This is a genomic window from Leucobacter viscericola, from assembly GCF_011299575.1.
Lineage (GTDB): Bacteria > Actinomycetota > Actinomycetes > Actinomycetales > Microbacteriaceae > Leucobacter > Leucobacter viscericola.
In genome coordinates this window covers 528,377-554,600 of the sequence record NZ_CP049863.1, presented here as the reverse complement: position 1 = coordinate 554,600, position 26,224 = coordinate 528,377, and the positions used below count along the sequence as shown (strand labels likewise).

The 26,224-nt window shown below is 60.7% G+C and carries 22 protein-coding genes and 1 tRNA gene; 13 read left to right on the top strand and 10 right to left on the bottom strand.

Going from position 1 to position 26,224, the window contains the following annotated elements; translation table 11 throughout:
- Nucleotides 1-4: 4 nt before the first annotated feature.
- The 8 genes from G7068_RS02650 (at nt 5) to G7068_RS02615 (ending at nt 9,601) form a co-directional block, all read left to right on the top strand.
- Nucleotides 5-1,189 (top strand): cysteine desulfurase family protein, encoded by a 1,185-nt coding sequence (locus G7068_RS02650; RefSeq protein ID WP_166288471.1) that lies wholly within the window; start codon nt 5-7, stop codon nt 1,187-1,189.
- Between the two features lie 10 nt (nt 1,190-1,199).
- A complete protein-coding gene (gene mnmA / locus G7068_RS02645) occupies nt 1,200-2,375 on the top strand; it encodes a tRNA 2-thiouridine(34) synthase MnmA (RefSeq protein ID WP_166288468.1) in 1,176 nt (391 codons plus the stop codon).
- 2 nt (nt 2,376-2,377) lie between these two features.
- Complete coding sequence (ligA, locus tag G7068_RS02640; protein WP_166292963.1) at nt 2,378-4,714, top strand: NAD-dependent DNA ligase LigA; 2,337 nt, start codon at nt 2,378-2,380, stop codon at nt 4,712-4,714.
- A 165-nt stretch (nt 4,715-4,879) separates the two neighbouring features.
- Nucleotides 4,880-5,515 (top strand): DNA-3-methyladenine glycosylase I, encoded by a 636-nt coding sequence (locus tag G7068_RS02635; protein ID WP_166288465.1) that lies wholly within the window; start codon nt 4,880-4,882, stop codon nt 5,513-5,515.
- A gap of 51 nt (nt 5,516-5,566) precedes the next feature.
- Nucleotides 5,567-5,902 (top strand): Asp-tRNA(Asn)/Glu-tRNA(Gln) amidotransferase subunit GatC, encoded by a 336-nt coding sequence (gene gatC / locus G7068_RS02630; protein WP_166288462.1) that lies wholly within the window; start codon nt 5,567-5,569, stop codon nt 5,900-5,902.
- Entirely contained in the window at nt 5,902-7,437 is a 1,536-nt protein-coding gene (gene gatA / locus G7068_RS02625) for an Asp-tRNA(Asn)/Glu-tRNA(Gln) amidotransferase subunit GatA (RefSeq protein ID WP_166288459.1), read from the top strand. The genes gatC and gatA overlap by 1 nt, the downstream gene beginning before the upstream one ends.
- Nucleotides 7,437-8,951 (top strand): Asp-tRNA(Asn)/Glu-tRNA(Gln) amidotransferase subunit GatB, encoded by a 1,515-nt coding sequence (gatB, locus tag G7068_RS02620; protein ID WP_166288456.1) that lies wholly within the window; start codon nt 7,437-7,439, stop codon nt 8,949-8,951. Before gatA ends, gatB begins: the two co-directional genes overlap by 1 nt.
- A gap of 59 nt (nt 8,952-9,010) precedes the next feature.
- On the top strand, nt 9,011-9,601 hold the full coding sequence (locus G7068_RS02615; protein WP_166288453.1) for a DUF2165 domain-containing protein: 591 nt from the start codon (nt 9,011-9,013) through the stop codon (nt 9,599-9,601).
- A 70-nt stretch (nt 9,602-9,671) separates the two neighbouring features.
- Here G7068_RS02615 and G7068_RS02610 read toward each other — a convergent pair whose 3' ends face one another.
- The 4 genes from G7068_RS02610 to G7068_RS02595 form a co-directional block, all read right to left on the bottom strand.
- Entirely contained in the window at nt 9,672-11,339 is a 1,668-nt protein-coding gene (locus tag G7068_RS02610; RefSeq protein ID WP_166288450.1) for an MDR family MFS transporter, read from the bottom strand.
- Nucleotides 11,340-11,359: 20 nt separating this feature from the next.
- Nucleotides 11,360-11,974, bottom strand: coding sequence for a TetR/AcrR family transcriptional regulator (locus G7068_RS02605; protein ID WP_166288447.1), 615 nt, complete (start codon nt 11,972-11,974; stop codon nt 11,360-11,362).
- A 75-nt stretch (nt 11,975-12,049) separates the two neighbouring features.
- Nucleotides 12,050-13,606, bottom strand: coding sequence for a glycerol kinase GlpK (gene glpK / locus G7068_RS02600; protein WP_166288444.1), 1,557 nt, complete (start codon nt 13,604-13,606; stop codon nt 12,050-12,052).
- Nucleotides 13,593-15,389 (bottom strand): glycerol-3-phosphate dehydrogenase/oxidase, encoded by a 1,797-nt coding sequence (locus tag G7068_RS02595; protein ID WP_166288441.1) that lies wholly within the window; start codon nt 15,387-15,389, stop codon nt 13,593-13,595. Before G7068_RS02595 ends, glpK begins: the two co-directional genes overlap by 14 nt.
- Nucleotides 15,390-15,530: 141 nt before the next feature.
- On the opposite strand from G7068_RS02595, the gene dinB reads away from it, so the two are divergent.
- Nucleotides 15,531-16,748, top strand: coding sequence for a DNA polymerase IV (gene dinB, locus G7068_RS02590; RefSeq protein ID WP_166288438.1), 1,218 nt, complete (start codon nt 15,531-15,533; stop codon nt 16,746-16,748).
- Here the strand turns inward: dinB and G7068_RS02585 are convergent.
- From G7068_RS02585 to G7068_RS02575, 3 genes are read right to left on the bottom strand one after another with little or no spacing between them, the layout of a single operon-like run.
- Nucleotides 16,745-17,350: a DUF2017 family protein gene (locus G7068_RS02585; protein WP_166288435.1), complete on the bottom strand. Its 606-nt coding sequence runs from the start codon at nt 17,348-17,350 to the stop codon at nt 16,745-16,747. The genes dinB and G7068_RS02585 overlap by 4 nt on opposite strands.
- Nucleotides 17,347-17,610 (bottom strand): ATP-dependent Clp protease adapter ClpS, encoded by a 264-nt coding sequence (clpS, locus tag G7068_RS02580; protein WP_341873762.1) that lies wholly within the window; start codon nt 17,608-17,610, stop codon nt 17,347-17,349. The genes G7068_RS02585 and clpS overlap by 4 nt, the downstream gene beginning before the upstream one ends.
- 35 nt (nt 17,611-17,645) lie before the next feature.
- Entirely contained in the window at nt 17,646-17,993 is a 348-nt protein-coding gene (locus G7068_RS02575; protein WP_166288429.1) for a metallopeptidase family protein, read from the bottom strand.
- A gap of 133 nt (nt 17,994-18,126) precedes the next feature.
- On the opposite strand from G7068_RS02575, the gene G7068_RS02570 reads away from it, so the two are divergent.
- Nucleotides 18,127-18,202 (top strand) — tRNA-His (locus tag G7068_RS02570).
- A 198-nt stretch (nt 18,203-18,400) separates the two neighbouring features.
- Nucleotides 18,401-18,997, top strand: coding sequence for a TetR/AcrR family transcriptional regulator (locus G7068_RS02565; protein WP_166288426.1), 597 nt, complete (start codon nt 18,401-18,403; stop codon nt 18,995-18,997).
- Nucleotides 18,998-19,033: 36 nt separating this feature from the next.
- Here G7068_RS02565 and orn read toward each other — a convergent pair whose 3' ends face one another.
- Entirely contained in the window at nt 19,034-19,675 is a 642-nt protein-coding gene (orn, locus tag G7068_RS02560) for an oligoribonuclease (protein WP_205881333.1), read from the bottom strand.
- A gap of 110 nt (nt 19,676-19,785) precedes the next feature.
- On the opposite strand from orn, the gene def reads away from it, so the two are divergent.
- Nucleotides 19,786-20,349, top strand: a complete 564-nt coding sequence (def, locus tag G7068_RS02555) for a peptide deformylase (RefSeq protein WP_166288423.1) — start codon at nt 19,786-19,788, stop codon at nt 20,347-20,349.
- Nucleotides 20,350-20,353: 4 nt separating this feature from the next.
- Here the strand turns inward: def and G7068_RS02550 are convergent, their stop codons facing one another.
- Entirely contained in the window at nt 20,354-21,556 is a 1,203-nt protein-coding gene (locus G7068_RS02550) for an MFS transporter (protein ID WP_166288421.1), read from the bottom strand.
- Between the two features lie 181 nt (nt 21,557-21,737).
- On the opposite strand from G7068_RS02550, the gene G7068_RS02545 reads away from it, so the two are divergent.
- The gene (locus tag G7068_RS02545; RefSeq protein ID WP_166288417.1) at nt 21,738-23,735 is read left to right on the top strand and encodes a CshA/CshB family fibrillar adhesin-related protein; all 1,998 of its coding nucleotides are present in this window, start codon (nt 21,738-21,740) and stop codon (nt 23,733-23,735) included.
- A gap of 41 nt (nt 23,736-23,776) precedes the next feature.
- Here the strand turns inward: G7068_RS02545 and G7068_RS02540 are convergent, their stop codons facing one another.
- Nucleotides 23,777-25,978 carry an ATP-binding protein gene (locus G7068_RS02540; protein WP_280116210.1) on the bottom strand — a complete coding sequence of 734 codons (2,202 nt, stop codon included), beginning with the start codon at nt 25,976-25,978 and terminating at the stop codon, nt 23,777-23,779.
- Nucleotides 25,979-26,224: the final 246 nt, after the last annotated feature.

Genomic DNA, 26,224 nt, shown 5'->3' with positions numbered 1-26,224 from the left:
TCCAATGGCCCGCGCGTACCTTGACCACGCGGCGACCTCGCCGATGCCGGAGGTCGTGCTTGAGGCGTACACCGAGGCACTGCGAAGTGTCGGCAATCCGGCATCCACACACGCGCACGGCCAGCAGGCAAGTGAGCTTCTGGAATCGGCGCGTGAGCGCATCGCCGGAGCCCTCGGCTGCGACGCTGCAGAGGTCACTCTCACTGCCGGGGGCACAGAAGCGGTCAACCTCGCGCTGAAGGGCATCTATTGGGCCCGCAGGCGTGCCGGATCCGGACCCATTGTGCTTGTTGCCCAGGGAGAGCACCACGCGACGATCGAGGCAGCCGAGTGGCTGCGCGACAGCCAGGGCGCTGAAGTGGTGTGGTTGCCGATTGATGCAGACGGTGTGCTCCAACCCTCGACGCTGTCTCGCGCGATCGAGCAGGCTGGTGCCGAGAACGTTACACTGATTTCGTTCTTGTGGGTCAACAACGAGGTGGGATCGATCCTGCCCGTCGCCGAACTGTGCGGGATCGCTGAGGCCGCCGGAATACCGAGCCATGTGGATGCCGTGGCAGCGCTAGGGCAGGTTCCGATTGACTTTGCCGCGTCGAGTGCTTCTGCGTTGAGTGTGTCGGCCCACAAAATCGGGGGACCGGTGGGGGTCGGTGCGTTGGTTCTGGGGCGTCGCACCGTCGCCGATTCGCTGCTGCACGGTGGTTCGCAGCAGCGCGCGCGTTCTGGGTCACAAAACGTTGCGGGGGCTGTCGCGTTTGCGGCGGCCCTGGATGTTGCTCTGGGGGAGAACGGGGTGCCTGATCCTGAGCGAACTGCCCGGCTCGCACGATTGCGCGATCGATTAGTTGCGGGCGTTCGCGAGATTGATCCCTCGGCCGTGTTGCGGGGAACCAGCACTGAACACACCCGTGTGCCGGGCAACGCCCACTTCACCTTTCCTGGCTGTCAGGGCGATTCGCTCGTGTTTTTGCTTGACGCGGCTGGAGTTTCTGTGTCGGTGGGTTCCGCGTGCCAGGCGGGAGTCGCAGAAATCTCGCACGTTTTGCTTGCCATGGGCCTCACCGAAGCGGAGGCTGCGGGGGCGCTGCGTTTTACGCTCGGGGCCGACACGCGGGAGGCAGAAGTGGATAGTTTACTCGCGGCACTCCCCAGTGCACTAGAGCGGGCACGATCAGCCGGACTGAACTAAACTTGCTCGGATGAGAGTTCTTGCGGCAATGAGTGGTGGGGTGGATTCCGCCGTCGCTGCGGCGCGCGCGGTTGATGCCGGCCACGAGGTAGTTGGGGTGCACCTTGCACTGAGCCGAATGCCGGGTACGTTGCGCACCGGATCACGCGGCTGCTGCACAATCGAAGACGCGATGGATGCGCGGCGAGTTTCGAACCTGCTGGGTATTCCCTTCTACGTGTGGGATCTGAGCGAGCGTTTTAAAGAAGACGTGGTCGATGATTTCATTGCGGAGTACGCGGCCGGGCGCACGCCCAATCCCTGCATGCGATGCAACGAAAAGATCAAGTTTGCCGCGCTGCTCGACAAGGCGATCGCGCTGGGTTTCGACGCCGTTGCGACCGGACACTATGCGACGCTTGTGGACGGCCCAAACGGGCGTGAACTGCACCGGGCGAGTGCGTGGGCGAAAGACCAGTCGTACGTGCTTGGGGTTTTGACCGACCAGCAATTGGCTCGCTGCTATTTTCCGCTGGGCGACACCCCGTCGAAGGCTCTGATCAGGGCCGAGGCTGAGGATCGCGGGTTGCAGGTTGCGAAGAAGCCCGACAGTCACGACATCTGCTTTATCCCCGACGGTGACACCCGCGGGTGGCTCTCGGAGCACCTGCAGCGTGAGCCGGGCGAAATCTTGGACGAGGCGGGCGAGGTTATCGGCACGCACGACGGGGCGCTCGGTTACACCGTGGGGCAACGACGTGGGCTGCAGCTTGGCAGGCCCGCTCTCGACGGTCAGCCGCGCTATGTGTTGTCGATCCGTCCGGTCTCAAACCAGGTGGTTGTTGGTCCCAAAGAACAGCTCGGGATTGGCCGCATCGCTGGTGGGCGTTTCAGTTGGGCGGGAGAGCCCGGCATGAACCTCAGCGAGACCTTCAATTGTGACGTGCAGATCCGTGCTCACGCAGATCCTGTGCCCGCTCGGGCAAGCCTGCAGCCGATCCTGCCGGAGGAACGAACCGAACTTCATCGCGCTGACGCGACTCACGAGGTTGTCGTCGACATTGATCTAGACCGCGCTGAACCCCTGCTCGGGGTTGCCCCCGGGCAGACGGCGGTGCTCTACGTCGGCACTCGGGTGCTTGGCCAGTTCACCATTGATCGTGCAGTTGCGGCGCAGAGCGCTGCCGTCTCGGAGGTAGGCGCGTGAGTGTGTCGGAGAATATCGGGGATCTCGCGTTTGAAGACGCCCGGGCAGAGGTAGAGAGCCTCACCGCCGAGATCGAGCGTTTGCGAACCGCCTATTATTCTGAGGCCACAAGCCTGGTCTCTGATGCGGAGTACGATGTTCTCTTCCACAGGCTCGAGGCCCTAGAACGCGCATTCCCCGAGCTTGCCGGGCAAGACAGCCCCACGCAAGAGGTCGGTGCGGCGGTGGTGTCGGCGGGGTTTCCCGAGCACGAGCACGCGGAGCGCATGCTGAGTCTTGACAACGTGTTCTCCATCGACGAGTTTCGGGAGTGGGCTGAGAAGACCCGTGCCGTTGCGGGTCGTGAGGTGCGCTGGCTCACCGAACTCAAAATTGACGGCCTGGCGATAAGTCTCGCCTACAGAAACGGCAAACTTGAGACCGCAACCACCCGCGGTGACGGGCGAGTCGGAGAAAACATCACCGAAAATGTGCGTTTTATCCCGGTGATTCCGCGTGAACTGCACGGCGACGATATCCCCGAGTTCTTCGAGGCGCGGGGTGAAGTGTTCCTGTGCCGCGACGATTTTGAAGCGCTTAACGTGCGACAGCACGAGTTGCAAGCGTCCTTTGTTGCTGAACAGCTGGCGAAGGGCCGAGACGAAGACGCCATTCCGGTGCGCTACCCCGAATTTGCGAACGCTCGTAACACGGCGGCCGGTAGCCTGCGGCAGCGCGCAGATAAGAAAACTGAAGCCGAACTGGAACTGATGCGAGATCGCCTGGGGCGGCTCTCGCTGTATGTGCACGGGATCGGGGCCTGGGCCGGTGTAGCTGACAGCCAGTCAGACGCCTACCGCTTGCTTGCCTCGTGGGGGCTTCCTGTCTCTCCCTATTCCCGAGTGCTCGATACGGTGGATGAGGTCGTCAGCTTCATCGCGGAGCGCGGTGAGAACCGGCACGATGTCGAACACGAGATCGATGGCATCGTCGTCAAGGTTGATGAGCTGGAACTGCACGCTGAGCTGGGGGAGACCAGCCGCGCGCCGCGCTGGGCAATCGCCTACAAGTATCCGCCGGAGGAAGTCCACACGAAGCTCATTGACATCAGGATCGGCGTGGGGCGCACCGGGCGTGCAACCCCCTACGCGGTGATGGAGCCCGTGAAAGTCGCGGGGTCCACGGTGCGCCAAGCTACGCTGCACAACCAAGAAGTGGTGAAGGCGAAGGGTGTGCTGATCGGCGACACTGTTGTGCTGCGTAAGGCTGGCGATGTGATCCCAGAGGTGCTCGGGGCCGTTCTTGAGCGCCGCGACGGGTCTGAAGTTGAGTGGCAGATGCCAGCTGATTGCCCCGAGTGCGGCACCCCTCTGCGCGCGATGAAAGAGGGCGACATCGACCTGCGCTGCCCGAATGCGCGCGCCTGCCCAGCGCAGGTGCGCGGGCGAGTGGAGCACATCGGATCACGCGGGGCGCTCGATGTTGAGGTGCTCGGTGAGATCACCGCCGCTGCGCTCACGCAGCCTGAGGTGCCCTCAACACCCCCGCTCGAAACTGAAGCCGGGCTGTTTGAGCTGACGCTGGAGCAGTTGGTGCCGATCGAGGTGATCGTGCGTGACAGCGAGACCGGTGAGCGCCGTATCGATGAGGCGACGGGTGAGTACGTGCGGCGGGCACCGTTCCAGAGGGTGTCGATGGAGTACCCACCGGAAGCCGAAGGGCTCACACCGGCTGAGCGACGAGCCGTTGGGTACAAGAAGGATCACCGCGCTGTCACGCCTTCGAAGGACGCGGAAACGTTCCTCGCGGAGCTGGAAAAAGCCAAGACTAAGCCGCTGTGGCGACTGCTCGTGTCGCTGAACATTCGACACGTCGGTCCCGTTGCCGCCCGTGCACTCGCGGAGTGGTTCGGATCACTCGACGCGATTCGGGCCGCCTCCGTTGACGAGCTGTCTGTCGTTGAGGGCGTCGGGGGCATTATTGCTGAGTCGCTCAAAGAATGGTTTGAGGTCGACTGGCACCTGGAGATTGTGGAGCGCTGGACCGCGGCCGGAGTGCAGTGGGCGACACCCGGGCATCCTGGGCCGGGGGCTGCCATCGCCGAGGACGGGGTGCTCGCCGGGCTGACGATCGTCGCGACCGGCACACTTGACGGCTTTACGCGTGATGGCGCGAAGGAAGCGATCATTCAGGCCGGTGGCAAGGCGGCCTCGAGTGTCTCGAAAAAGACTGACTATGTTGCCGCGGGCCCCGGTGCTGGCTCGAAGCTCACGAAGGCTGAGGAGCTCGGAATTCCCGTGCTGGACGCGGAGCAGTTTGCTGTTCTCGTGACGGAGGGACCGGACGCGCTCGGACTGTGATTGAGTCCTCCACAGGAGCGCACTCGGCCGAGTTATCCACAGATTTGCGGGAGCGGCCCACGGCAAATTTCATTCTGCCTAGAGTGGTCTGTGGGTCCCATCGACAACTCCACACCAACTGACTCATGTTTCAGAACACACCTGAGACAGAGAGGTAACTACACGATGCCAGAAGCAACTTCCTCGCCCCTTATTCGTGCGGCCTGGGCCAATACTGACCCGCTGATGCAGGAGTACTACGACACTGAGTGGGGAATGCCCGTTCGCGACGAAGCCGGGGTATTCGAGCGGTTGACGCTTGAGGCATTCCAAGCTGGGCTCTCCTGGAGCACGATTCTGCGCCGACGAGAAGGCTTCCGCAGCGCGTTTGTGGGCTTCGACGTCGACAGGGTCGCTGAATTTGATGATGCTCGGGTTGAGTCGCTCATGCAAGACACCGGCATCATTAGAAACCGCCGAAAAATCGAAGCGGCGATCACTAACGCTCAAGCGACTCAGCGGCTACGCGAAGAGGGCACCGACCTTGCTCAGCTGGTCTGGGCTTATCAACCACAAACCTCTCCGAGCCCGGTCTCGGATGACGAGGTACCAACCACCTCAGCGGAGGCTACGGAACTCGCCCGAGAGCTGAAACGACGCGGCTTTAGCTTTGTCGGGCCAACAATGATGTACGCGCTCATGACCGCAATTGGAATTGTTGACGTTCATCTGGTCACCAGCCATCGCCGCGGCTGTTCAGGGCTGTGGAACATTGACGGCACCCGGGCAGGCTCAGGCCCCGGCCAGCCCGCTCAGAGATAGGATGGTGTGGTTCACCGAACCACCCACTCCCGACTTTATCGATGGAGCAGCATGTCTGAAACCAGTGCGGCAACTCGCACCGCGTCGAACGGCGAGATCACGGCAGAAGTCGTGCAGCATCTTGCCGGTCTCTCCCGCATCGCACTCACCGAAGCCGAGGTTGTCTCCTTGACAAACGACCTCGGATCAATTCTCACCAACATTGCGAAGGTGAGCGAAGTTGCAGGGGCCGATGTGCCCGCAACAAGCCACCCGAATCCGCTCAACAACGTGACCCGTAAAGACGAGGTTGCCGATTTGCTGACTCGTGAGCAGGCGCTTGCAAACGCGCCGGAGGCTGCCGATGGCATGTTCCGGGTTTCTTCGATCCTGGGGGAGGAGCAGTAATGTCAGACCTCACACGAATGACCGCGGCCGATCTCGCCGCGAAGCTCAGCTCACGCGAGGTGTCCTCTGAAGAGGCCGTGCGCGCCCACCTCGATCGTATTTCCGAGGTTGACGGCTCAATCGGTGCCTTCCTCGCGACCAACGCCGATGCCTCGCTCGCTGCTGCTCGTGCCATCGACTCCCGCCGCGCTGCCGGCGAAGAGCTTGGCGAACTTGCTGGTGTGCCGCTCGCCGTGAAAGACGTGCTCGTAACCACCGACATGCCGTCGACCTCGGGCTCTCGGATGCTCGAGGGGTACATGTCGCCCTACGACGCAACACCGGTTGCGAAGGCGCGTAACGCGGGTCTCATCTCCATTGGCAAGACGAACATGGACGAGTTCGCAATGGGTTCCTCCACTGAGAACTCGGCCTTTGGGCCAACGAACAACCCCTGGCAGCTTGATCGTGTGCCGGGTGGCTCCGGTGGTGGCTCCGCTGCCGCCGTCGGCGCGTTCGAAGCACCCCTCGCACTCGGCTCAGACACGGGCGGTTCGATCCGCCAGCCAGCCGCGTTGACCGGCACGGTTGGTGTCAAGCCCACCTACGGTGGTGTGAGCCGCTACGGCGCGATCGCTCTCGCGTCCTCGCTTGACCAGGTCGGTCCCTGTGCTCGCACCGTGCTTGATACTGCCCTGCTGCACGACGTTATCGCGGGCCACGATCACCACGACTCGACCTCCCTTGACTTCGCCTGGCCCTCGATGGCCGCTGCGGCGCGCGAGGGAGCCGCGGGTGACACGCTGCGCGGACTTCGTGTTGGTGTGGTCAAGCAGTTGATGCTTGATGGCGTGCAGACCGGTGTTAAGGCACGCTTCGAAGAGGCACTCGCACAGCTCACAGCGCAGGGAGCAGAGATCGTTGAGATTGACGCGCCTCACTTTGAATATGCCGTGGCCGCTTACTACCTGATTCTGCCGGCGGAAGCCTCGAGCAACCTCGCAAAATATGACTCGGTTCGCTTCGGCATGCGCGTGACCCCGCAGGGTGGCGGCACCGTCGAGAACGTAATGAGCGCAACACGCGCTGCGGGCTTCGGTGCTGAAGTGAAGCGCCGCATCATTCTGGGTACCTATGCGCTCTCGGCCGGCTACTACGACGCCTACTACGGCAGCGCGCAGAAGGTGCGCACGCTGATTCAGCGTGACTTTGCCAGCGCCTTTGCGCAGGTCGACGTCATCGCATCGCCGACCGCCCCAACAACCGCGTGGAAGCTGGGCGAGCACGGAGCAGATCCGATGCAGGACTACCTCAACGATGCAACGACCATTCCCGCGAACCTCGCGGGAATCCCCGGTCTCAGCCTGCCCATCGGCACCGCGGCTGAAGACGGCCTGCCGGTTGGCCTGCAGCTGATGGCTCCGGCGTTTGAAGACGCACGACTGTACCGCGCGGGCGCCGCAATTGAGCGTTTGATCGAAGAGCGCGACGGAACTCCGTTCTGGGCTCAAGCGCCGTCCCTTGCGAACGCAACAACCGGAAAGGCGGCCCGCTAATGGCGAAGGTCAAGCTGATGGACTTCGAGCGTGCGCTGGAACTCTTCGAGCCGGTCATCGGGCTCGAAGTTCACGTTGAGCTCAACACCAAAACCAAGATGTTCTCCTCGGCGCCCAACCTATTTGGGTCCGAGCCGAACACTAACCTGACCCCCGTATGCCTCGGCCTGCCGGGTTCGCTTCCCGTTGTGAATGACCAGGCGGTTCGCTACTCGATCCGACTGGGTCTCGCACTCGGTTGCGAGATCGCTGAGGTCTCGGGTTTTGCGCGCAAGAACTATTTCTACCCAGACATGGCCAAGAACTATCAGATCTCGCAGTTTGACGATCCGATTGCGCACGACGGCTCGGTTGAGGTTGAACTCGCTTCGGGGCGTGTGGTGCACGTGCCCATCGAGCGCGCTCACATGGAAGAGGACGCTGGCAAGCTCAACCACGTTGGTGGCAGCACCGGTCGTATTCAGGGCGCAGAGTACTCGCTCGTAGACTACAACCGAGCCGGAGTGCCGCTCGTTGAAATCGTGACCCGTCCCGTGTTCGGCGGCGAAGCTGATACCCCCGAAATTGCCGCGGCCTACGTCGCGACGATTCGTGAGATGGTTGTCGCACTCGGCATTTCAGACGCTCGTATGGAGCGCGGTAACCTGCGCTGCGACGCAAACGTCTCGCTGCGTCCGCGCGGCAACGAGGGTGCGGGCATGGCAGTGCTTGGCACACGCACCGAGACAAAAAACGTGAACTCTCTTCGCTCGATCGAACGAGCGGTGCGCTTCGAGATTCAGCGGCAGGCTCAGATCCTCGCCGACGGTGGCTCGATTACGCAGGAGACCCGCCACTGGCACGAGGACACCGGCGAAACCTCGCCGGGACGCCCGAAGTCTGACGCCGACGATTACCGCTACTTCCCTGAGCCCGACCTGGCCCCGCTGACGCCGTCGCGTGAGCTCGTGGAAGAACTGCGTGCTGGTCTGCCCGAGCACCCGACCCTGCGTCGTCGTCGCTTGCGTGACGAGTGGGCCTTCTCGGCACTGGAGTTCCAGGACGTTGTGAATGCCGGGCTTGTTGGCACGATCGAAGCGACCGTCGCCGCCGGTGTCCCACCGCAGACCGCCCGCAAGTGGTGGACCGGCGAGATCGCGCGCATCGCAAACGAGCGCTCCGTGACCGCGGCAGATCTCATCACACCCGCGCAGCTGGTGGAACTCGTTGCGCTCGTCGATGCGGGCACACTGAACGACAAGCTTGCGCGTCAGGTGATCCAGGGGATCATCGACGGCGAGGGAAGCGCTGAAGAGATCGTGGCCGCTCGTGGCCTCGCGATCGTCTCAGACGACGGCCCTCTGATCGAGGCAATCGACGCAGCGCTGGCTCAGCAGCCCGACGTGCTCGAGAAAATTCGCGACGGTAAGGTGCAGGCCGCTGGAGCCGTCATCGGCGCCGTCATGAAGGCCATGCGCGGCCAGGCAGACGCAGCTCGCGTGCGCGAGCTAGTGCTTGAACGAGCGGCGCAGTAACGAACCCAGCAGTCATCTTTTCCTTGCTGTTCCCCGGTGGTGCGAGTTAGCCTAATCGCATGAACACTCACACCGCTGGGGAGCAGGGGTGGAAGAAGCTGGGCACGCTTCCATTTGCTGCGGCCGTCTTTGTTTTTGTCAACGCGCTTTATATCTTTTTAGTCGCGCTCGGAAACATCACCGATTACGGTACGAACTTCGCGTTTGTACAGCACGTGCTGTCGATGGACACCACCAATTTTGGCCAGCCCGCTGGTAAGGGGCTCGATCCCGATGTCATGTGGCGCGCCATCGACAACCCGGTGCTTTGGCATCTCGGTTACATTGGCGTGATCCTGATCGAATCTATTGCTGCGATCGTGCTGATCATCGCGTTTGTCGACTTTATGCGCGCCATCTTCGGCTCGGCGAGTTTCGCGCGAGCTCGCCGCTGGGCAAGCCTCGGGCTCGTACTGATCGTTCTGCTCTTCGCCGGCGGATTTATCGCGGTGGGCGGGGAGTGGTTCCAGATGTGGCGATCCACGGACTGGAATGGGCTCGACCCCGCGATTCGAAACGCCATGCTCGCGGGCATTGGTCTCGTGCTGCTTCACCTACCGAGCCCTGCCTGGGCAAAAGGCGAAAGCGCCGAGCCCGCGTCCCAGCACTGAGACTGCAGACGTAAGACGCAGGCTCGGTGTTGTAACGCAGGCTCGGCGGTAGAGCGTGAGCTTAGCTCAGCTAGGGGAGCGGAGTCGCTCCCGTGGAGGTGCCTACCTTCTCGCCTTGCGGCTCCGGGACCTTCTCACCGCGCTTCTCCGCGAGGAGTGCACGCTCGGCCTCAAGGGCCTCCTCGCCGTCGATGGCCTCACCGCGAGCGACCATACCGGACTCGTGTGAGAGCGGGATTTCCTTGAGGAACAGCGAGAGCACAAACGCGATCAGCAGGAACGGGATCAGATACCAGAACACGGGTGCGAGGGAATCTGCGTACGCATTCACGATGCCGTCACGCACGGTCTCGGGCAGATCCGCGAGGATCGAGGGATCCAGGGTCTTTGTCGCCTGCTCGGCCGCGCTCGGATCCGCACCCGACTTGGTGAACACACCGAGCAGGTTGTCGGAGAGCCTGGTGGTGAACATGACACCGAAGATCGCGACACCGAGTGAGGCGCCAACCTCGCGGAAGTAGTTGTTTGTGCTGGTGGCGGTGCCAACCTCGGTCGGGGGGACCGCGTTCTGAACCACGAGCACCATTATCTGCATGATGAGGCCGAGACCAGCGCCGAAGAAGAACAGGTACACGCAGATCAGCCAGATCGGGGTTGTCGCGGTGAGTGTGGTCATCGCGAGCATTGAACCGGCGGTCACGAGTGTGCCGATAATCGGGAACATCTTGTAGCGCCCGGTCTTTGACACGATGATGCCGGAGCTGATCGAGGTGCCCAGCATGCCCACCATCATCGGGATCATCAGCAGGCCTGAGACTGCGGCGGATGTGCCCGAGGCCATCTGCAGGAATGTGGGCACAAACGCGATCGCAGCGAACATACCGAGTCCGAGCGTGAAGCCGATCGCGGTGGTGTTCAAGAAGATCGGGTTGCGGAAGAGCGACAGTGGGATGATCGGATCTTCGGCGCGCGACTCGACCCACACAAACGCGGCAGCCGCGATCAGCAGTCCGGCTCCCCAGGCCCAGGTCTCAAGAGCGCCCCAGCCATGATCCTTATTGCCACCGAAATCGGTGAAGAAGATGAGGCAGGTTGTTGCGATCGAGAGCAGCACAACACCGGCAATGTCGATGCGTTTCGCGGCCTTGTGGGTGGGAATCGTGAGGGTGAACCAGGCGATAGCGAAGGCAATGATTCCGACCGGAATGTTGATGTAGAACGCCCACTGCCAGGTCATGTGATCGACGAAGTAGCCGCCGAGAAGGGGGCCGGCAACGGCCGAGAGACCAAAGATGCCGCCGAGCGGGCCCATGTACTTGCCGCGCTCTGAGGCCGGAACAATGTCGGCGATAATCGCCTGCGAGAGGATCATAAGACCGCCGCCACCGAGGCCCTGAATTGCGCGGAAGACCACAAACATCCAGAAGTTACCTGCGAACGCGCAACCCACTGAAGCGAGGGTAAAGAGTGCGATCGCGATCAAAAAGAGGTTGCGTCGACCGAGCACATCACCAAACTTGCCGTAGATCGGCATCACGATGGTGGTCGCCAGCAGGTATGCCGTGGTGATCCAGGCCTGGTGTTCCACGCCGCCGAGCTGCCCGACGATTGTCGGCATTGCGGTGGAGACGATGGTCTGGTCGAGGCTCGACAGCAGCATCCCGGCGATGAGTGCCGAGAAGATAATCCAGATGCGCCGTTGAGTGAGCAGCACCGGATTTGCGGTGAGGGAGGTCATTCGAAGTATTTCCTTTGGGGTTATTGCGTGAACAGCGTGCGAGCTGTCTCGAGAGACTCTGCGAGTAGCTCAGCAAGTGGGGTTTGGTTATCGGGTTGGAAAAAACGGTATGCGGTGCGCCAGACAAGTGTGGTGAAGAGTCCCACCATCATTGCAACGGCAGGATCGTCTGCACCGAGACCTTCCCGGTTTTGGATGAGCACTGCGAGCTCACGCTCGGCCTCTTCCCCCGCTCCGATAAAGCGGTCGAGCAGCTGTGGCTCGCGTGCGATGACGAGGCGGGGATCGTCAAACTCATCGAAATCGCCAAATTCACCTATTGCATCGATGGCGAGTGCGATGAGGTCGTCAGCGAGTGTGGGGGATATGCCGGTGATCCCCTCTGGCCTGGCACGCATGAACGTGTCCAAGATGGAGGGATCAATCTCTTCAGCCCCACCCACAACGGCATCTTCTTTGCTGGGAAAGTAGTTGAAGAAGGTGCGGCGGCTGACTCCGGCGAGCTCACAAACCTGTTCGATTGTGAAGCCACTCAGTCCATGTTCAATTGTCAGACGCCGTGCGTGTCTGCTTAACGCGCGGCGGGTCTGCCGCTTGCGCAGCTCGACACCAGTTGCATTTACACTTTCGGGCACAAAGTGCAATTATGCACTATTTAATCGATAGTGCAAAACCGGTGGAGGTGCGTGTCGTAGGTGAATTGCCGCGGATTAGGCCTCCGTGGCTGGTTCTGTGTCGTCGTCGATCCAGTCCATCGATTTCGTGACTGCCTTGCGCCACAGTCGGAGCTGGCGGTCACGCTCGTCGGCCGCCAGTGACGGCGACCAGCGATGATCCTCGCGCCAGTTCGCACGCAGTTCTTCGAGCCCCGACCAGAAGCCGACCGCGAGGCCCGCTGCATAGGCGGCCCCGAGCGCGGTGGTTTCAGCGACGACGGGGCGCACGACAGGCACACCCAATACATCTGCCTGAAACTGCATGAGCATCTCGTTTGCGACCATGCCTCCGTCGACACGCAACTCTGTGAGGGGCACTCCTCCAGAGGCCGACACGTCGGCGTTGACAGCGTCGAGCACGTCTCGCGTCTGGAACGCAACGGCCTCAAGCGCCGCGCGAGCGAAGTGCCCGCGGTTGGAGTACCGCGTGAGCCCAACGATCGCACCGCGAGCGTCGGGGCGCCAGTACGGTGCGAACAAACCGGAGAAAGCGGGCACCACATAGATACCGCCGTTGTCTGGGACGGAACGCGCGAGTTTTTCTACCTCGGAGGCTGAGTGGATCAGACCGAGCTGATCCCGCAGCCACTGAATGAGTGAGCCCGCGACAGCGATCGACCCCTCGAGTGCATAGTGGGTGGGGCCATCCCCAAGTTTGTAGCCAACGGTCGTGATGAGCCCGTTCGCCGAGTGCACGATTTCTTCGCCGGTTTGGAACATGAGGAAACAACCGGTGCCGTAGGTGTTCTTTGATTCGCCCGGCCCAAATGCCGCCTGACCAAACGTGGCCGCCTGCTGATCGCCAAGAATGCCGGCGATGGGTGTTCCTCGCAACAGCGAGGAGTACTCGGCCTCGCCGTACACCTCGGAAGACGAGCGGATCTCAGGCATCATAGAGCGCGGGATATTGAAGGCTGCCAGAAGGTCATCTCGCCAGGCGAGCGTCGTGAGATCCATGAGCAGCGTGCGAGACGCGTTGGTGACATCGGTGAGGTGCACACCACCGTCGGCTCCGCCGGTGAGGTTCCAGAGCACCCAGCAATCGGTTGTGCCAAATAGTAGGTCGCCAGCCTCTGCGCGTGCGCGTGCACCCTCTACGTTGTCCAGAATCCACGCGATCTTGGAGGCGGAGAAGTAGCTCGTGAGTGGCAGGCCAGTGATCGCCTTGAACCGATCAGCGCCGCCGTCTTCCGCGAGCCGGTCGACCATCGCCTGCGTTCGAGTGTCTTGCCACACGATTGCGTTATAGACGGGCACGCCGGTGTGCCGATCCCACACCACCGTGGTTTCACGCTGGTTCGTGATCCCAATCGCCGCAATATTGCGATCGGTCACATCGCCTCTGCCGAGCGCCGTGCCAATAACCTCTTGCACGTTCTGCCAGATCTGAACTGCGTCGTGCTCGACATGACCCGCCTGGGGCATGATCTGCTCGTGCTCTTTCTGGCCGACGGAGACAACACTGCCGTCGTGATCAAAGACGATTGCGCGAGTGGAAGTGGTGCCCTGATCGATCGCGATCACGTACTGGGGAGTGTTAGACGCTGACATGAGTTGCTCCGTCTGTTGTTGGTGCTGGTGCGATCCCGGTGCTGCCCAGTTCGACGCGGTGGACATCGAGCAGGATCTGTGCCGCTCGGCTCACCTCACGCTTTTGTGCCGCCGCACTCCACCCGAACGCGGGTGCGATCGCCGCGGCGATCTCCGTAAGAGCCTCGCGGGTGAGACCTCCGGTGAACGCCAGAGAGGTTCGTCTCAGGATCACGTCGTCGAGGTGCACCACGTCTTCGTGCCCCGCGACATATTCCAGCTCCTCACGGAAGTGCCCGGGCGCCCCCGTCAGCTCCTTCGGGGCGGTTGGAATCGCGGCGAGTAGCTCTGAAGCCCGAGTTCCGTAGCGCTTGAGCATCAGTTCAACGAGTTCGCGACTGTGTCCGTTGGCATTGCGTGAGATCCAGATCTTTCGGGCGGACTTCTCCTTCGGGAAGCCAGCGCCGCCGCCGATGGCTGTGTTGCGTGTGCTTGAGGTGCGTGGCACTCGAATGATCTGAAGTGCTGTGTCACCGAGGTGTTCTGCGAGGGCCCGAAATGTTGTCCACTTGCCCCCAACCAGGCTGAGGAGAGGAACGCCACCTACTGCGCCGTGCTCAATGCGGTAGTCGCGTGAGACAAAGCCAGGGACGGTGTCATCGTGCCGCGGGAGCGGCCGGATCCCTGAGAACGTATAAACGATCTGCGAGCGGTCAACCGAGATGCCAGGAAACACGTGACCTATCAGCTCGAAGAAGTAGTCAACCTCGTCGTCAGTGCACACCGGCTGCTCGCTAGGGTCAGCGTTGATGTCGGTCGTGCCGACCAACACGCGACCCTTCAGGGGGTAAATGAGCACCACTCGACCGTCTGAGTGCTCAAAAAAGATCTCGCGTTCGGCAGTCGCCGCTAGAAGCTCTGGATTGTCTAACACGATGTGCGAGCCCTTCGTGCCGCCCATAAAGTTCGTGGGGCGGCCGAGCGCGGTGTTTGTGAGGTCGGTCCAGGGGCCGCTCGTGTTGATAATGAGGCGCGCTGATAGCGAGAACTCTTCTCCGCTGACTTCGTCTCGCAGAAGCACCGAGCTGCCCTCGTTCGGGCCAGAGTCGCCTGCTCCCGAGCCTTCCGTGAGCCCAACCACGGAGACGTAGTTTGCTGCCCTCGCGGTGTTGTTCTCACCGGTTTTGGGTGCCGCGCCCGCTGCGATGCCGTCGTAGAGCACATCGAGTGCGAGGCGCTCAGGCTCGTGCATTGAAGCGTCGTAATAGCTCGCGGTGTATTTGATCCGCGAATTTAAGCGGGGGAGTTCTCGAAGCGACCGCTCTCGGCCGTGAAAACGGTGGCGAGGAACTCGTCCGCCGCCCCGCGAAAAGGTGTCGTAGATCATCAGTCCGATTTTGATGAGTAGGGCACCGCGCTCGCGTGGTTTGCCGCGACCGTGCGAAACCAGCAGCCGGAACGGTGCCGTAAGTACCCCTGAAAAAGTCTTAAAGATCGGAATTGTTGTGAGCAGCGGGGCCACGTAGTGCGGTGCGTTGCGAATCAGACGGTTTCGTTCTTGCACCGCCTCTTTCACGAGGCGGAGTTCACCGTTTTCGAGGTAGCGCACACCACCGTGAACCATGTGGCTCGACGCGGCCGAGGCTCCCGAGACAAAGTCGTTTCTCTCCACGAGCGCGACATCAACTCCCTGGAGCGCCAGCTCGCGAAAGGTGGCGATGCCGTTGATTCCACCACCTATGATCAGCACGTCGGCAGTCGGGCGATCTCGAAGCTGCTGAACTGTGTGACGCAGTTTGCTCATCGTGTTCCCACTTTCAGGAGAATCTGGCGTGAAGTATCCGTCACCACAACGCTACAAGAGACCACTGACATTCCGGCAGAACTCGCGGCCGAAAGCTCGGGCCCAACGAAGAATGTCAGTGGTCTGTGATGCAATGGAAGCATGGATGGTCCGAAACGCGAGATTGCGTCAATGCTGCACGTTGACATGGACTCGTTTTTTGTGTCGGTTGAGCTCTTGGATCGGCCGGAGCTGCGAGGGCTTCCGGTGGCCGCTGCTCACGACACCGGGCGCTCTGTTGTCTCGAGTGCGAGCTACGAGGCGCGTCGTTTTGGGGTGAGGTCGGCTATGCCGATCGCGCGCGCAAAGCAGCTGTGCCCGCAACTGGTTCTCATCCCGCCGACGTATGAAAAATATCGCAAGGCCTCACACGCCGTGATGCGCATTTTTGAGGAGTTCACGCCGCTGGTTGAACCGCTCAGCATCGACGAGGCATTTTTAGACGTGGCAGGATCCGTGCGTCTCTTTGGGTCGCCGTTTGAGATCGCCCGACAGCTGCGCGAACGGATCCGAGAGCAAACGGGGCTTCCCGCCTCCGTGGGTCTCGCCGGCACAAAGTTCATTGCCAAGCTGGCTTCGCAACGCGCAAAACCCGACGGCATTCTCGAGATCCCACCCGAGCGCACACTTGAGTTTCTGCACCCACTTCCCATCTCGGCGATGTGGGGAGTGGGGCAAGCAACAGAACGAGCCCTGAGCTCGCGGGCGATCCACACAGTTGGAGACCTTGCCCGAGAGCCACTCGCGTCACTCCGGCAGGTTGTGGGTGAGGCAAGCGCACAAAAACTTCACCTGCTGGCCAACGGTTACGACGCGCGCGGGGTGGAGACAACGCGGATCGAAAAGAGCATCGGCCACGAAGAGACCTTCGCTTTTGACGAGCCAAACCCAGAGGTGCTGCGCCGTGAGCTACTTCGGCTCTCAACCCGCACGGCCGAGCGGCTTCGCGCGGCGGGTGTCGAGGCGCGCACGGTGGCGATCAAGGTGCGCTGGGCGAACTTTGAAACGCTGAGCCGATCCCGAACCTTGCAAGAGGCAACAAACGCGACCCAGCGCATTTACCAGACCGCCAGCGAGCTTTTTGATGGCCTCAACGCGGTGGGCAAACCCGTCAGGCTCATCGGTGTGCGGGCTGAACAGTTGGTTGCGGAGGGGAGTGATGCGGCGGCGCTGTGGAGCGATGACGAGGACTGGCGAGCCGTCGATCAGGCGGTCGACGAGGTGCGCAGTCGATTTGGCAGCAGCGGGGTCACCTCTGCAAGCCTGCTCACGGAAAGGGGGCCGGTAGTAGACCCAAGGTCACTGCAGAACCCGAGTTAGACGGGGGTGCTCCCGACGCCGTCACTGGCTTCGTCGTCTTCGTCTCGTGACAGCCTCATCATGAGTGCTGATTCCAGGATCGCTGCGAGCCAGTCGAACACCAGCACTGTGCCGCGGGTTTCTTCCTCTGAGAGCAGGCGATCGTGATCCTCAGCCGTGTTCAGCCCGATCCTTGCCGCGATGGCGAGACGCAGGGCCGTGATGGTTTTTACCCAGGCGGGCAGCGTTGATGCCAGAATGTCGACCTCAAACTGTGTGTCTTCGTCGGGCAAACCCCCGCCGAGTCCGAGCGCCGACGACACCTGGGCTGCGTCTTGAAGCTTTCGGTTGAGGAGTCCCTGCTCGGTAACCCGACGAAACTGCGAAGACTGCTCATCTCCTTCGTAGGCGTTTGGAAACAACCGAGCAAGAGCCGGATCTTCCGGGACCTCTTCTGAGCCACCAATTTCGAGGCTTGCGAACAACGGGTCGGGGTCGAGAGCTGTTCCACTGTGGCTCTGCAGCAACTGCATGAGCTGGGTGATGAGTTGGTCGAGCATCGCGGCTTCGTCGTAGTTGAGGAGGAGCCGCAAGCCGCCTTCGGGCAGTGGTTGGAGTTTCATGATCCACCCGCCTGCTGCACAGTCGCCCACAAGCCATAACTGTGCATCGCCTCAACGTGCATTTCCATTGTCTCCCGCGATCCTTCCGCAACGACGGCCTTGCCGCGGTGGTGCACCTGCAGCATGAGCTGCTCGGCGTGATCCGCATCGAAGCCAAAGTGCGTCTGGAAAACATAGGAGACGTACGACATCAAATTCACTGGGTCGTCCCACACCACGGTCTGCCAGGTGGGCTCCAAACTTGGCTGTTTCGATTCCACCCGGGTTGCGTCCGGTTGTACTTTTGTTGCGAGCATCAGCCCCACCCGAGTTCGTGAATGCGTTCTTCGGAGATGCCGTAGAAGTGGGCGATCTCGTGAATGAGCGTGATCCGGATCTCTGCGATCAGTTCGTCCATGTCGGCGCAGTGCTCAAGCAGGTTCTCCCGGAACAGGATGATTCGATCTGGTTCTTCGCCGTACCCGTAGATGTCGCGCTCGGCGAGAGAGAAACCCTCATAGACCCCGAGTATCGGGCTGTTGTCTGCCGGGCGGTCTTCGATCAAGAAGATGACGTTGTCGAGTTTTGAGAGCATGTCGTCGTGGAGCGAGTCGAGGCCATCCGCAACCATCGACTCAAACTCTTCGTGTGACACCTCAAGCATGCTTTTACCCTACCCGGCTGGCCTCAAAATTGGGGAGAGTGGACACGGTAGACCGAAGTGTCAAAACTGGTGCTCAAGATGGGCTATGATCGTAGGGTTGCCTCGTTCGCCTCAGGGAGATCGCGGTTGCATGGTGGCTATAGCTCAGTTGGTAGAGCACCGGCTTGTGGTGCCGGTGGTCGCGGGTTCAAGTCCCGTTAGCCACCCCATATACCTTTAGTGTGTAACTAGATATACTTAATCCTGCGCGGGCAAATGATTGGGTTCATTGTGCCGTGTAGTTTCTACACTTGTTTATAATTAACTTGGATTTCCGGACCGGTCCGCAAGGGTCAACTTCAAGGTTGTAGGTGTGCGACAATCTGGAAATCAGTATTACTCCAGACGAAGGTGCGGGGGAGATCACCATGAAAGATACCGGAAAACAGGCGCGAGGCATCGCCACTAAACTGGCTTTGCTCGAGGCCGCCGGAAGAGTCTTTTCTCGTATGACCTACGACAAGGCAAAGCTGAAGGATATTTCTGACGAGGCCGGGATCAGTCTTGGATCCCTGTACTTCCACTTTGGAAACAAGGACGACATTGCTGAGGCCGTGCTGCAGACGCAGCGGGATCGCCTGTCTGGCATCGCGCTTGAGGCGGAAGAGGGTAAGGGCACCGGTCGGGAACGCCTCTTCCAGCTCTTCGAAGGCTACGCCAAGGTGATCTCCGTCGACACGATTGTGCAGGCTGGAATCCTGCTCGTCTCTTCGCTTCCGGATGAGCTGAAAAGCTGGGGTCAGGGCTTCCACAATGAGTGGGAGCAGCTGTGCCTCTCGCTGATTAAAGAGGGCGTTGCCGACGGCTCAATCACTTCTTCCTGGTCGGTAGAAGACCTGGGGGAGCTGCTCAACGAGCTATTTGCGGGCGCTCAGACGCTCTCGGGGGTTGAAGACGGCTGGGCCTCGTTCCCGAAGCGGATCACTCGCGCGAAGCCGCTCTACGACTTGCTGCTGACTTCATAGCAGGACGAGCAATCAGAGGCGGGCTTGCGGTGTTTGTTAGGACGCCGCAGGCCCGTCAATAAACTCGGCGTAACGCTCGCTGGCGGCTGCGGCTACAGCGGCTACCTCGTCTTTGCTGGATCCCGGCTTCGCGACCATGACGGTGTCGCGGAAGTAAGCCAGCTCTTGGATCGACTCGGCAATATCTGCGAGTGCGCGGTGCCCGCCGCGCTTGGTGGGGGCACCGAAATAGCTCGCGGGATACCAGCGGCGGCTGAGCTCCTTGATCGTTGAGACATCAATGCTGCGGTAGTGCAGGGTCTCATCGAGTTTGGGCATGTACTTGGTGATGAACCGGCGATCCATGCCGATAGTGTTTCCGGCAACGATCGGGCGGCGGCCCGTTGCGACCAGTTTGCTCAGGTAGTCGATAACCTGTTGCTCAGCATCTTCCACTGAAACACCGGACTCGATGCGGGTGATCAACCCGGATTTTGTGTGCATGTCACGAACGAAGTCGTTCATGTGGCCGAGCGCGTCTCCGCCTGGATTGATGACAACCTCAAAACCGGGGTCGAGGGGAGTGAGATCAAAATCAGTCACAATGACAGCGATCTCGCACAGCCCATCGTTGTCAATATCGAGGCCCGTCATCTCGCAATCGATCCAGACAATTTGCTCGGCTGGTGTGCTCGACACGATGATCTCCTCAACAAGACGTGAATGAGCGAGAGTGCCGTATGGCATCGCTCCAAACTAGAGTCTATCGCTGCCGCATCAAGTTACCTACCCACACTAAGCTTGAACCTATGTCTGTTCTCCCCATTACTATCTGCGGCGAGCCCGTGCTGCACCGCCCCGCGGCAACCGTCACCGAGTTTGATGCTGATCTTCGGCAGCTCGTTGACGACATGTTTGAGACGACCGTCGCGGCACCGGGTGTGGGGCTTGCGGCGCCACAGGTTGGTGTCGGTAAGCGCATTTTTGTGTGGATGTACGAGGATCAAGATGAGGCGCCGTCGCAGGGCGTCGCGATTAACCCCGAGCTGTGGATCAGCCCGCCGGATCCTGGCCTACCCGATGAGAGCGAAGAGGAAGGTTGCCTCTCGTTCCCCGGTGAGCGCTTCGCGCTTCGGCGCTCGGAACGCGCTCTGCTGCGCGCGCAAGACATTGATGGTAATCCCTTCGAAATTCAGGCGAGCGGCTGGTTCGCGCGCATCCTGCAGCACGAGTTCGATCACCTCAGCGGTTTGCTCTACGTGGATCGGCTGGTTCACCCCGAAAACCGAGCGGCCCAGAAAGCGGAACGTCGTAACGGATGGGGCAAGCCCGGCCTCACGTGGATGCCAGGGGTCGACAACCTCGAGAGTTAGCTCGTTAGAGGTGCTGCTTTTGCAGGCGGCGTGAATCGGGAACAAAGCTCCAGATCACGGCGGCTGCCGCAAGGATCGCCGCCGTAACCCCGAACGCCCAGCCGAAGCCCGCGAAGTCAACGATTGCACCCGCGATGAGTGGGCCGAGGACGCCTCCCAGGTCACTCGTCATGGAGTAGCCAGCGACAACACTGCCGCCGTTGCGGAGCCCGACGACGTCTGCGAGCGTGGCCTGCTGACCCGGATTTACGAGTGCTGATCCTGCGCCGGCTACAAACATGACGAGTAGGGCGACCCACAGCGAAGATGACGCGGGGAACACCGCGTAGGTGGCGGTGAGCACCGTCAGGCCCACAATAATCATTGGCTTGCGACCGACGGTGTCGTTCCAGCGCCCCGAGGGGAAAATGAGAATTGCATTGCCGGCCGCGTAGGCGGCGAGCACCCAGGCCGCAACCCCGGCATCACCGTCGAGGGCAACCTTCACAAAAATCGGAATGACCGAGACTCGCACTCCGAACGAGGCCCAGCCAAAGGTAAACACCGAGGCCAGAAGGGCACGATACTGCGACACCCCAAGCGCTTGCACAAAGCCAATAGATTCGGTGTGCGTCGGGGAGGCCGACGTGGCGCCCGCAAATGTGGAGTTGCGCAGCGCAATCGCCACAACCGAGGCGGCAACCACAAGCGTGAAGAAATAGAAGACAAAGGGCGCGCGCAGGCCAAAACTGGCGACAAGTCCGCCGAATACCGGGCCTAACAGGCCACCGAGCAAAAACCCCGCCGAGTTGAGGCTTGCAACTCGACCACGGGCCGCAGGTGGGCTCACCTTAATGAGAAGCGCCGTGGCGGCAACCGTGAACATCGTAGACCCGATGCCCCCGAGGCCGCGCAACACAACAAACTGAGTGTAGTCCGCAGCAAACGCGGCCGCACCGGTGGACGCCGCGACGATCAAAATGCCGGTTGTGTAACTTCGCCGCTCGCCGAACCGACCGACCACCCAGCCCGCCAGGGGTGCTGAGAGCAGCCGCATCAGGGCGAACGCGCTCACGATTGCGGAGGCGGCGAAGTTGCTGACCCCAAATTCGAGAGCGAACTGGGGGATCGCCGGAGCGACAATGCCGTATCCGAGTGCCACGGCGAAACCACCGGCGACCAGGGCCCAAACTTCGAATGGAAGCTTGGGTTTCTGGGTATTGGACATCAGTTAAGCCTACCGAGTGAACAGGGTGCGGTTCACCAGGCAGTATCCGAAACTGCGTGGTGCTCGGCGTGGTCTTCAAACCTGGATTCAAGTTTGCTTAAAGGTGCACAGGTCGTTTTGCGCGCCGGGGGAAACGGAGAGCGGATACGACGTCCAACACTTACAGAGGAGCCTGTTCACCATGCACGCCGACCTTTCTCCGCCACGGCTCACTCGACGGCGCGGCAACGCAGCAGCCGTGCGATTATTCGGGGCTGCCCTCGCCGTGTTCACGTTGTTTTTTGCTCCGGTAGCGCCTGCTCAGGCCACCTATGCTGATGCGGGTGACGGCCAGCACAGGGGAGCCGTCGACTGGATCGAGTGGGGCAGCGACAAAACTCCGATCGTCAACGGTTCGGTTTCGAGTTCGACCCGCACGCTCAACAACAAGCCACTCACCATCACCTGCACCGCCAGCGAGGTTGAGGGGCGAGCTGAAGCGTACCGTTCCGGCCGCTGGAAGGGTGACGCGCTACCGATCCTCTACAGCAAGGGCAGCACCAGAGAAAACACACTCGTCGCGGGAATTGCGAACACCGTTGATGGCACCACAGTGCGGTTCCATCTCGACTGCGCTGCAAGCTACGGCGGAGAACGTGTCCCGATTAACGGACTCGTGATCTCTGACGCGGAGTCGAATAACGCGGGCCAGGGTGAATACGTCAGTGCGCGTCCTTCTGGAACAGCAACTTGGCGTCTGCTCGACCGTGCACGCAATGAAGGCTGTACAGCCGCGACGCGGGCACAACTCTCCGCAGAAGGAATGCTCAAGCTTGACTCGGACGGACCAGAATGCACGTACCAAAATGGCTCTTGGCGCGGACCCGTTGCGACCGCCTTCATGGAGGGAGCTACGAGTGCATCCTTCGAGCTCAAGGGTGGTGGCCGCAGTGCCATCGCTATCGGCGTTGTGCTCGCCTCTGACTTTGGTGATGCGCCAGAGAGCTACGGGGATGCGGGTGCTTTCATTCATCAGGAGTGGTCTGGAGGCATTATTCCGGTTGGCACTTCGAACCTGTTTGAAGACGTCGCCCTCGCCGACACAACCTCCGGCGATGTGGCACTCGGTGAGATCATTGATGCCGAAGATTCGCCGCTGAATAGTGTCGATGCTCTCGGTGACGACAATGACGGGGATTCCGACGAGGATCTGATTGTTCCTGCTCAATTTGACGTGGAGCCCGGTGAAGTCTTCGAGTTGCCGCCAATTGTGTGTGGCACGAAGGCGCACGCTGCTGCCTGGGTTGACTGGAACCGAGACGGCGTGTTTAGCGATGCTGAACGTTCCAACGTTGTCTCATGTGAGAACGGCACCGCGACTCTTCGCTGGCAGGTGCCGGGTGAGGGCAGCGAGGCGCTCAAAGAGGGAGCGAGCTTTGTGCGTTTCCGGTCTGCAGGTGATCCCGCACAGCTAAACTCGCCTGTCGGCATGACATCGGACGGTGAGGTTGAGGATCATGCTGTGCAGCTCTTCACCCCGGCGCCCGGACTCGCGCTCAGCAAAACCGCCGAACCGGTTACCGAATCGACCCTGCAATCTGGAGAGACTGTCCATTACACCGTCACCGCGAGTAACACCGGTAACCAGACCCTGAATCCGGTGACCGTGACCGACGATCTATCTGGCGTTTTGCCCTACGCCGCCTACGACGAGAATGCCGTGTCTTCGCGAGGAGCAGAGCCCCTTCTGTCAGGGGAGATTCTGAGCTGGGAAGGTCAGCTTGAGCCTGGGGAGTCGGTCACTCTCACGTACTCATTCACGGTAAATGAGGTTGAAGCTGCCGAGACCATTCTCAATCTGGTACAGGCCAAAGGTCTGCCTCCAGCGGGCGACCTCATTGTGACGCCGAAGGTATCGACCGTCCATTACCTCACTGTGCCTCGGATTATCTTGCGAGAGCCGGGACCTGATCCGGAACCAGAACCGGGCCCAAACCCGAAAGCAGGGCCAGGGCCCCTCGCTAAGCCTCGGCCAACTGATCGACCAACGCCCACTTCAACAGGGCAGAACGGCGCCAAGCTCGCGACTACGGGCGCATCAGCATCAGTACTGCCCGCTGCGCTCGCAATTGCACTCTCGAGTGGCGCGCTGCTGATTCTCGGCGCACGGCGCAGGTTTTCGAAAACTCGACGGCCTTAGAAAACGGCGCTGCCGCACAAATGACCGCACTCCCGGTGGGATTAGGGAAGCTCGGAGAGCTCCCTAATCCTGCTGCGGTCTACCATGGCCTCTGAGATCTGCCCGTCTTCTTCATAAGCAATTGCGCGAAAGGTGAGGATCACGGCCATGAGCGGGTGTGTGGGGAGATAGTCAAACTTGTTCAACGCACTGAGTGCGATGGTAGACGCCTCAATAGTTGCTTTCCAATTGCCAGTCTCACGGTTAGTCTGCGCGATCAGGCGTGCTCCGTTCGCGTGAGCGAGAGTCGCAGCGAGGGCGCCAATGGATTCTTGATGAGTGAGAAACAGTGCTCGGGACTCCCGCAGCACCTCCAGCCCTTCTTCGATGCGCCCCAGCAGGATCAGAACTTCTGCCTGCTGTTGCAGCGCAAAGAGAGCCACTGCGGACTCGTTCATTGCCCTCATCGTTTCGGCGGCCCGCGTTGCTGGGATGAGCGCTTCGGTGAGTTGCCCTCGAACCAGCAACAGTCTGGCGCGATAGTAGTCCGCCCATGCGAGCACACCAGGGGAGTCTGCCTCAATCGCCGCCTGGTCCATGAGGTTCGCCACCGCATCCGCTTGTGCGTGGTTTTCGCCCTCTGAAAGCAGAAACCACAACTGCTCGCCATAAAACAGGCAGCTTGCCGGGTAGTGGCCAATCTGTTCGGCCGAGTAGCCCCCCAGACCAAAGAGATCTGCCCACGGACTCTGGTAATGCCAAACCTTCGAAAACCAGTGCAGATGGCGAAGAGCGATGCCGAGACGTTCATGCTCGTTCTGGGCTGCTGCTCTGTGCATGGCGCCGTGCCATTCTGGGCGTTCTTCGTTGAGCCACGCAATGGCTTCTTGCGACGAATCACCTCTAAAAAGAGGGGCGTCGAACCAGTCGGTGGCTATGAAATCCTTGCTGCCACTGAGAAAGCTGCCCGCAATGGCGGCCGATTCGAGAACTCGTTGGTCGGTAGTCGCGCGCGCTCGCAAAAGATCTTCGCGGCTGTCGGTCTGCTCCAGGCGGTTCTTGGCGAACAGCCACAGAAGCTCATGGACCGTGTATTTGTCGACATCGGTGGGATCAAGGAGGGAAAGCTCGGCGAGGTGATCCAGAGCTTGCCTGGTCTCCAACTCTGGAAGCTCAGAGAGCAGCGAGGCGATCCCAATAGACACAACTGCTGAGTCGGCGAGACCCAAACGGCGAAACACAAGTTGTGTTGTCGCGTCGAGTTGTTCGTAAGAGGATTGGCAGGCCGCAGCCAAGCTGAGGTCGCCCGCGGTGAGCGTGTCGAGCCTGTACTCCGTGCTCTCAAGTCTGGCAACAACATGCGCCACGGTTCGGGCAGGGAAGGCGTTGACCTGGTTTGCCGCTATCCGGAGGGCAAGAGGAACATTGCTGCAGAGTCTTGCGAGATCATGAAGATCGGTTTTGTTGTGTGGTCCGCTTGAGAGAACCTGCTCCAAAAAACTGACTGACTCAGTCGTTGACAGAGGCGGAAGTGCAACGTGAGTCACCCCAACAAGCCCGGCGAGGCGGTGACGGCTGGTTACGAGAACAGCCGATGGTCCACGAGGGGGCAAAAGCGGTCGGACCTGCGTCTCGTTGTCTGCGTTGTCGAGAATGATCAGCACTCGACGATCTTGGATCACACTCTGCAGTTGATCGAGCACCTGGTTGGAAGGTGCCTGGATAGCGGTGGGAGCAATTCCAGAGATAAGGCGTCTCGCTACTTCCACTGAACTAAGTGGCACCTCTCCGAGCCCTCCGAGATCGACAAACGCGACGTGTTGAAAGCCTTTTTCAACCGCGTGCGCCACCCTTACAGCGAGTGAAGTCTTCCCGATGCCGGGCGAACCCGTCACAACAACGACCGCCCCTGTCTGATCGTCGGACAGCGCCTCACATATCTCAAACTGCTGATCTGTTCTCCCGATGAATTCCGGTGAAATTCGGGGTAGTGGCAGCGAATCATAGGTTGCGGCCGTGTTGCGCACTCGAGTCATGTGGAACTTCTGCTCAAGCTCCGATGCTTCCTCAGGCGACAGCTTCATTCCGCGCGAGAGTGCAGCGATGGTTCTGCGGTGGGGAGTCTGCCTCACACCACGCTCGATATCGCTAATGGCGCGCGGGCTCACCTCTGAGCGCTCTGCTAGCTCCTCGATGGTCATTCCGGCTCTCTGTCTGAGGCTTCGAATGAGGGCGCCGAGGGGCGAGTCAGAACGTGAAGACATACTTCTAATAATGGCGCGTCAGGGCGCCCTCGACCAACAAAAAATGACGTGTGTGGCTGAGTAAACGGTGTCAAAAGTGAGTCGCTAGAGGTGCGGCCAGAAAGGATCATTCTCACCTGCATGGCTCCGGAAACTCAGGACTCGTTGAAACCGGCGTATCAGTGGGACGTGCCGTGTCGGAGTCAGAGGAATACGCTTCGACGATGCGCGTTGTCTCCTACAGCAGCAGAAAGCTTCTGCGAAGCA

Excerpts from the sequence above, each read along its gene's own strand:
- G7068_RS02650 (WP_166288471.1), top strand. The coding sequence starts at position 5 with ATGGCCCGCGCGTACCTTGACCACGCGGCGACCTCGCCGATGCCGGAG.
- mnmA (WP_166288468.1), top strand. The coding sequence starts at position 1,200 with ATGAGAGTTCTTGCGGCAATGAGTGGTGGGGTGGATTCCGCCGTCGCT.
- G7068_RS02635 (WP_166288465.1), top strand. The coding sequence starts at position 4,880 with ATGCCAGAAGCAACTTCCTCGCCCCTTATTCGTGCGGCCTGGGCCAAT.
- gatC (WP_166288462.1), top strand. The coding sequence starts at position 5,567 with ATGTCTGAAACCAGTGCGGCAACTCGCACCGCGTCGAACGGCGAGATC.
- gatA (WP_166288459.1), top strand. The coding sequence starts at position 5,902 with ATGTCAGACCTCACACGAATGACCGCGGCCGATCTCGCCGCGAAGCTC.
- gatB (WP_166288456.1), top strand. The coding sequence starts at position 7,437 with ATGGCGAAGGTCAAGCTGATGGACTTCGAGCGTGCGCTGGAACTCTTC.
- G7068_RS02615 (WP_166288453.1), top strand. The coding sequence starts at position 9,011 with ATGAACACTCACACCGCTGGGGAGCAGGGGTGGAAGAAGCTGGGCACG.
- G7068_RS02610 (WP_166288450.1), bottom strand. The coding sequence starts at position 11,339 with ATGACCTCCCTCACCGCAAATCCGGTGCTGCTCACTCAACGGCGCATC.
- glpK (WP_166288444.1), bottom strand. The coding sequence starts at position 13,606 with ATGTCAGCGTCTAACACTCCCCAGTACGTGATCGCGATCGATCAGGGC.
- G7068_RS02595 (WP_166288441.1), bottom strand. The coding sequence starts at position 15,389 with ATGAGCAAACTGCGTCACACAGTTCAGCAGCTTCGAGATCGCCCGACT.
- dinB (WP_166288438.1), top strand. The coding sequence starts at position 15,531 with ATGGATGGTCCGAAACGCGAGATTGCGTCAATGCTGCACGTTGACATG.
- G7068_RS02585 (WP_166288435.1), bottom strand. The coding sequence starts at position 17,350 with ATGAAACTCCAACCACTGCCCGAAGGCGGCTTGCGGCTCCTCCTCAAC.
- G7068_RS02575 (WP_166288429.1), bottom strand. The coding sequence starts at position 17,993 with ATGCTTGAGGTGTCACACGAAGAGTTTGAGTCGATGGTTGCGGATGGC.
- G7068_RS02565 (WP_166288426.1), top strand. The coding sequence starts at position 18,401 with ATGAAAGATACCGGAAAACAGGCGCGAGGCATCGCCACTAAACTGGCT.
- def (WP_166288423.1), top strand. The coding sequence starts at position 19,786 with ATGTCTGTTCTCCCCATTACTATCTGCGGCGAGCCCGTGCTGCACCGC.
- G7068_RS02550 (WP_166288421.1), bottom strand. The coding sequence starts at position 21,556 with ATGTCCAATACCCAGAAACCCAAGCTTCCATTCGAAGTTTGGGCCCTG.
- G7068_RS02545 (WP_166288417.1), top strand. The coding sequence starts at position 21,738 with ATGCACGCCGACCTTTCTCCGCCACGGCTCACTCGACGGCGCGGCAAC.
- G7068_RS02540 (WP_280116210.1), bottom strand. The coding sequence starts at position 25,978 with ATGTCTTCACGTTCTGACTCGCCCCTCGGCGCCCTCATTCGAAGCCTC.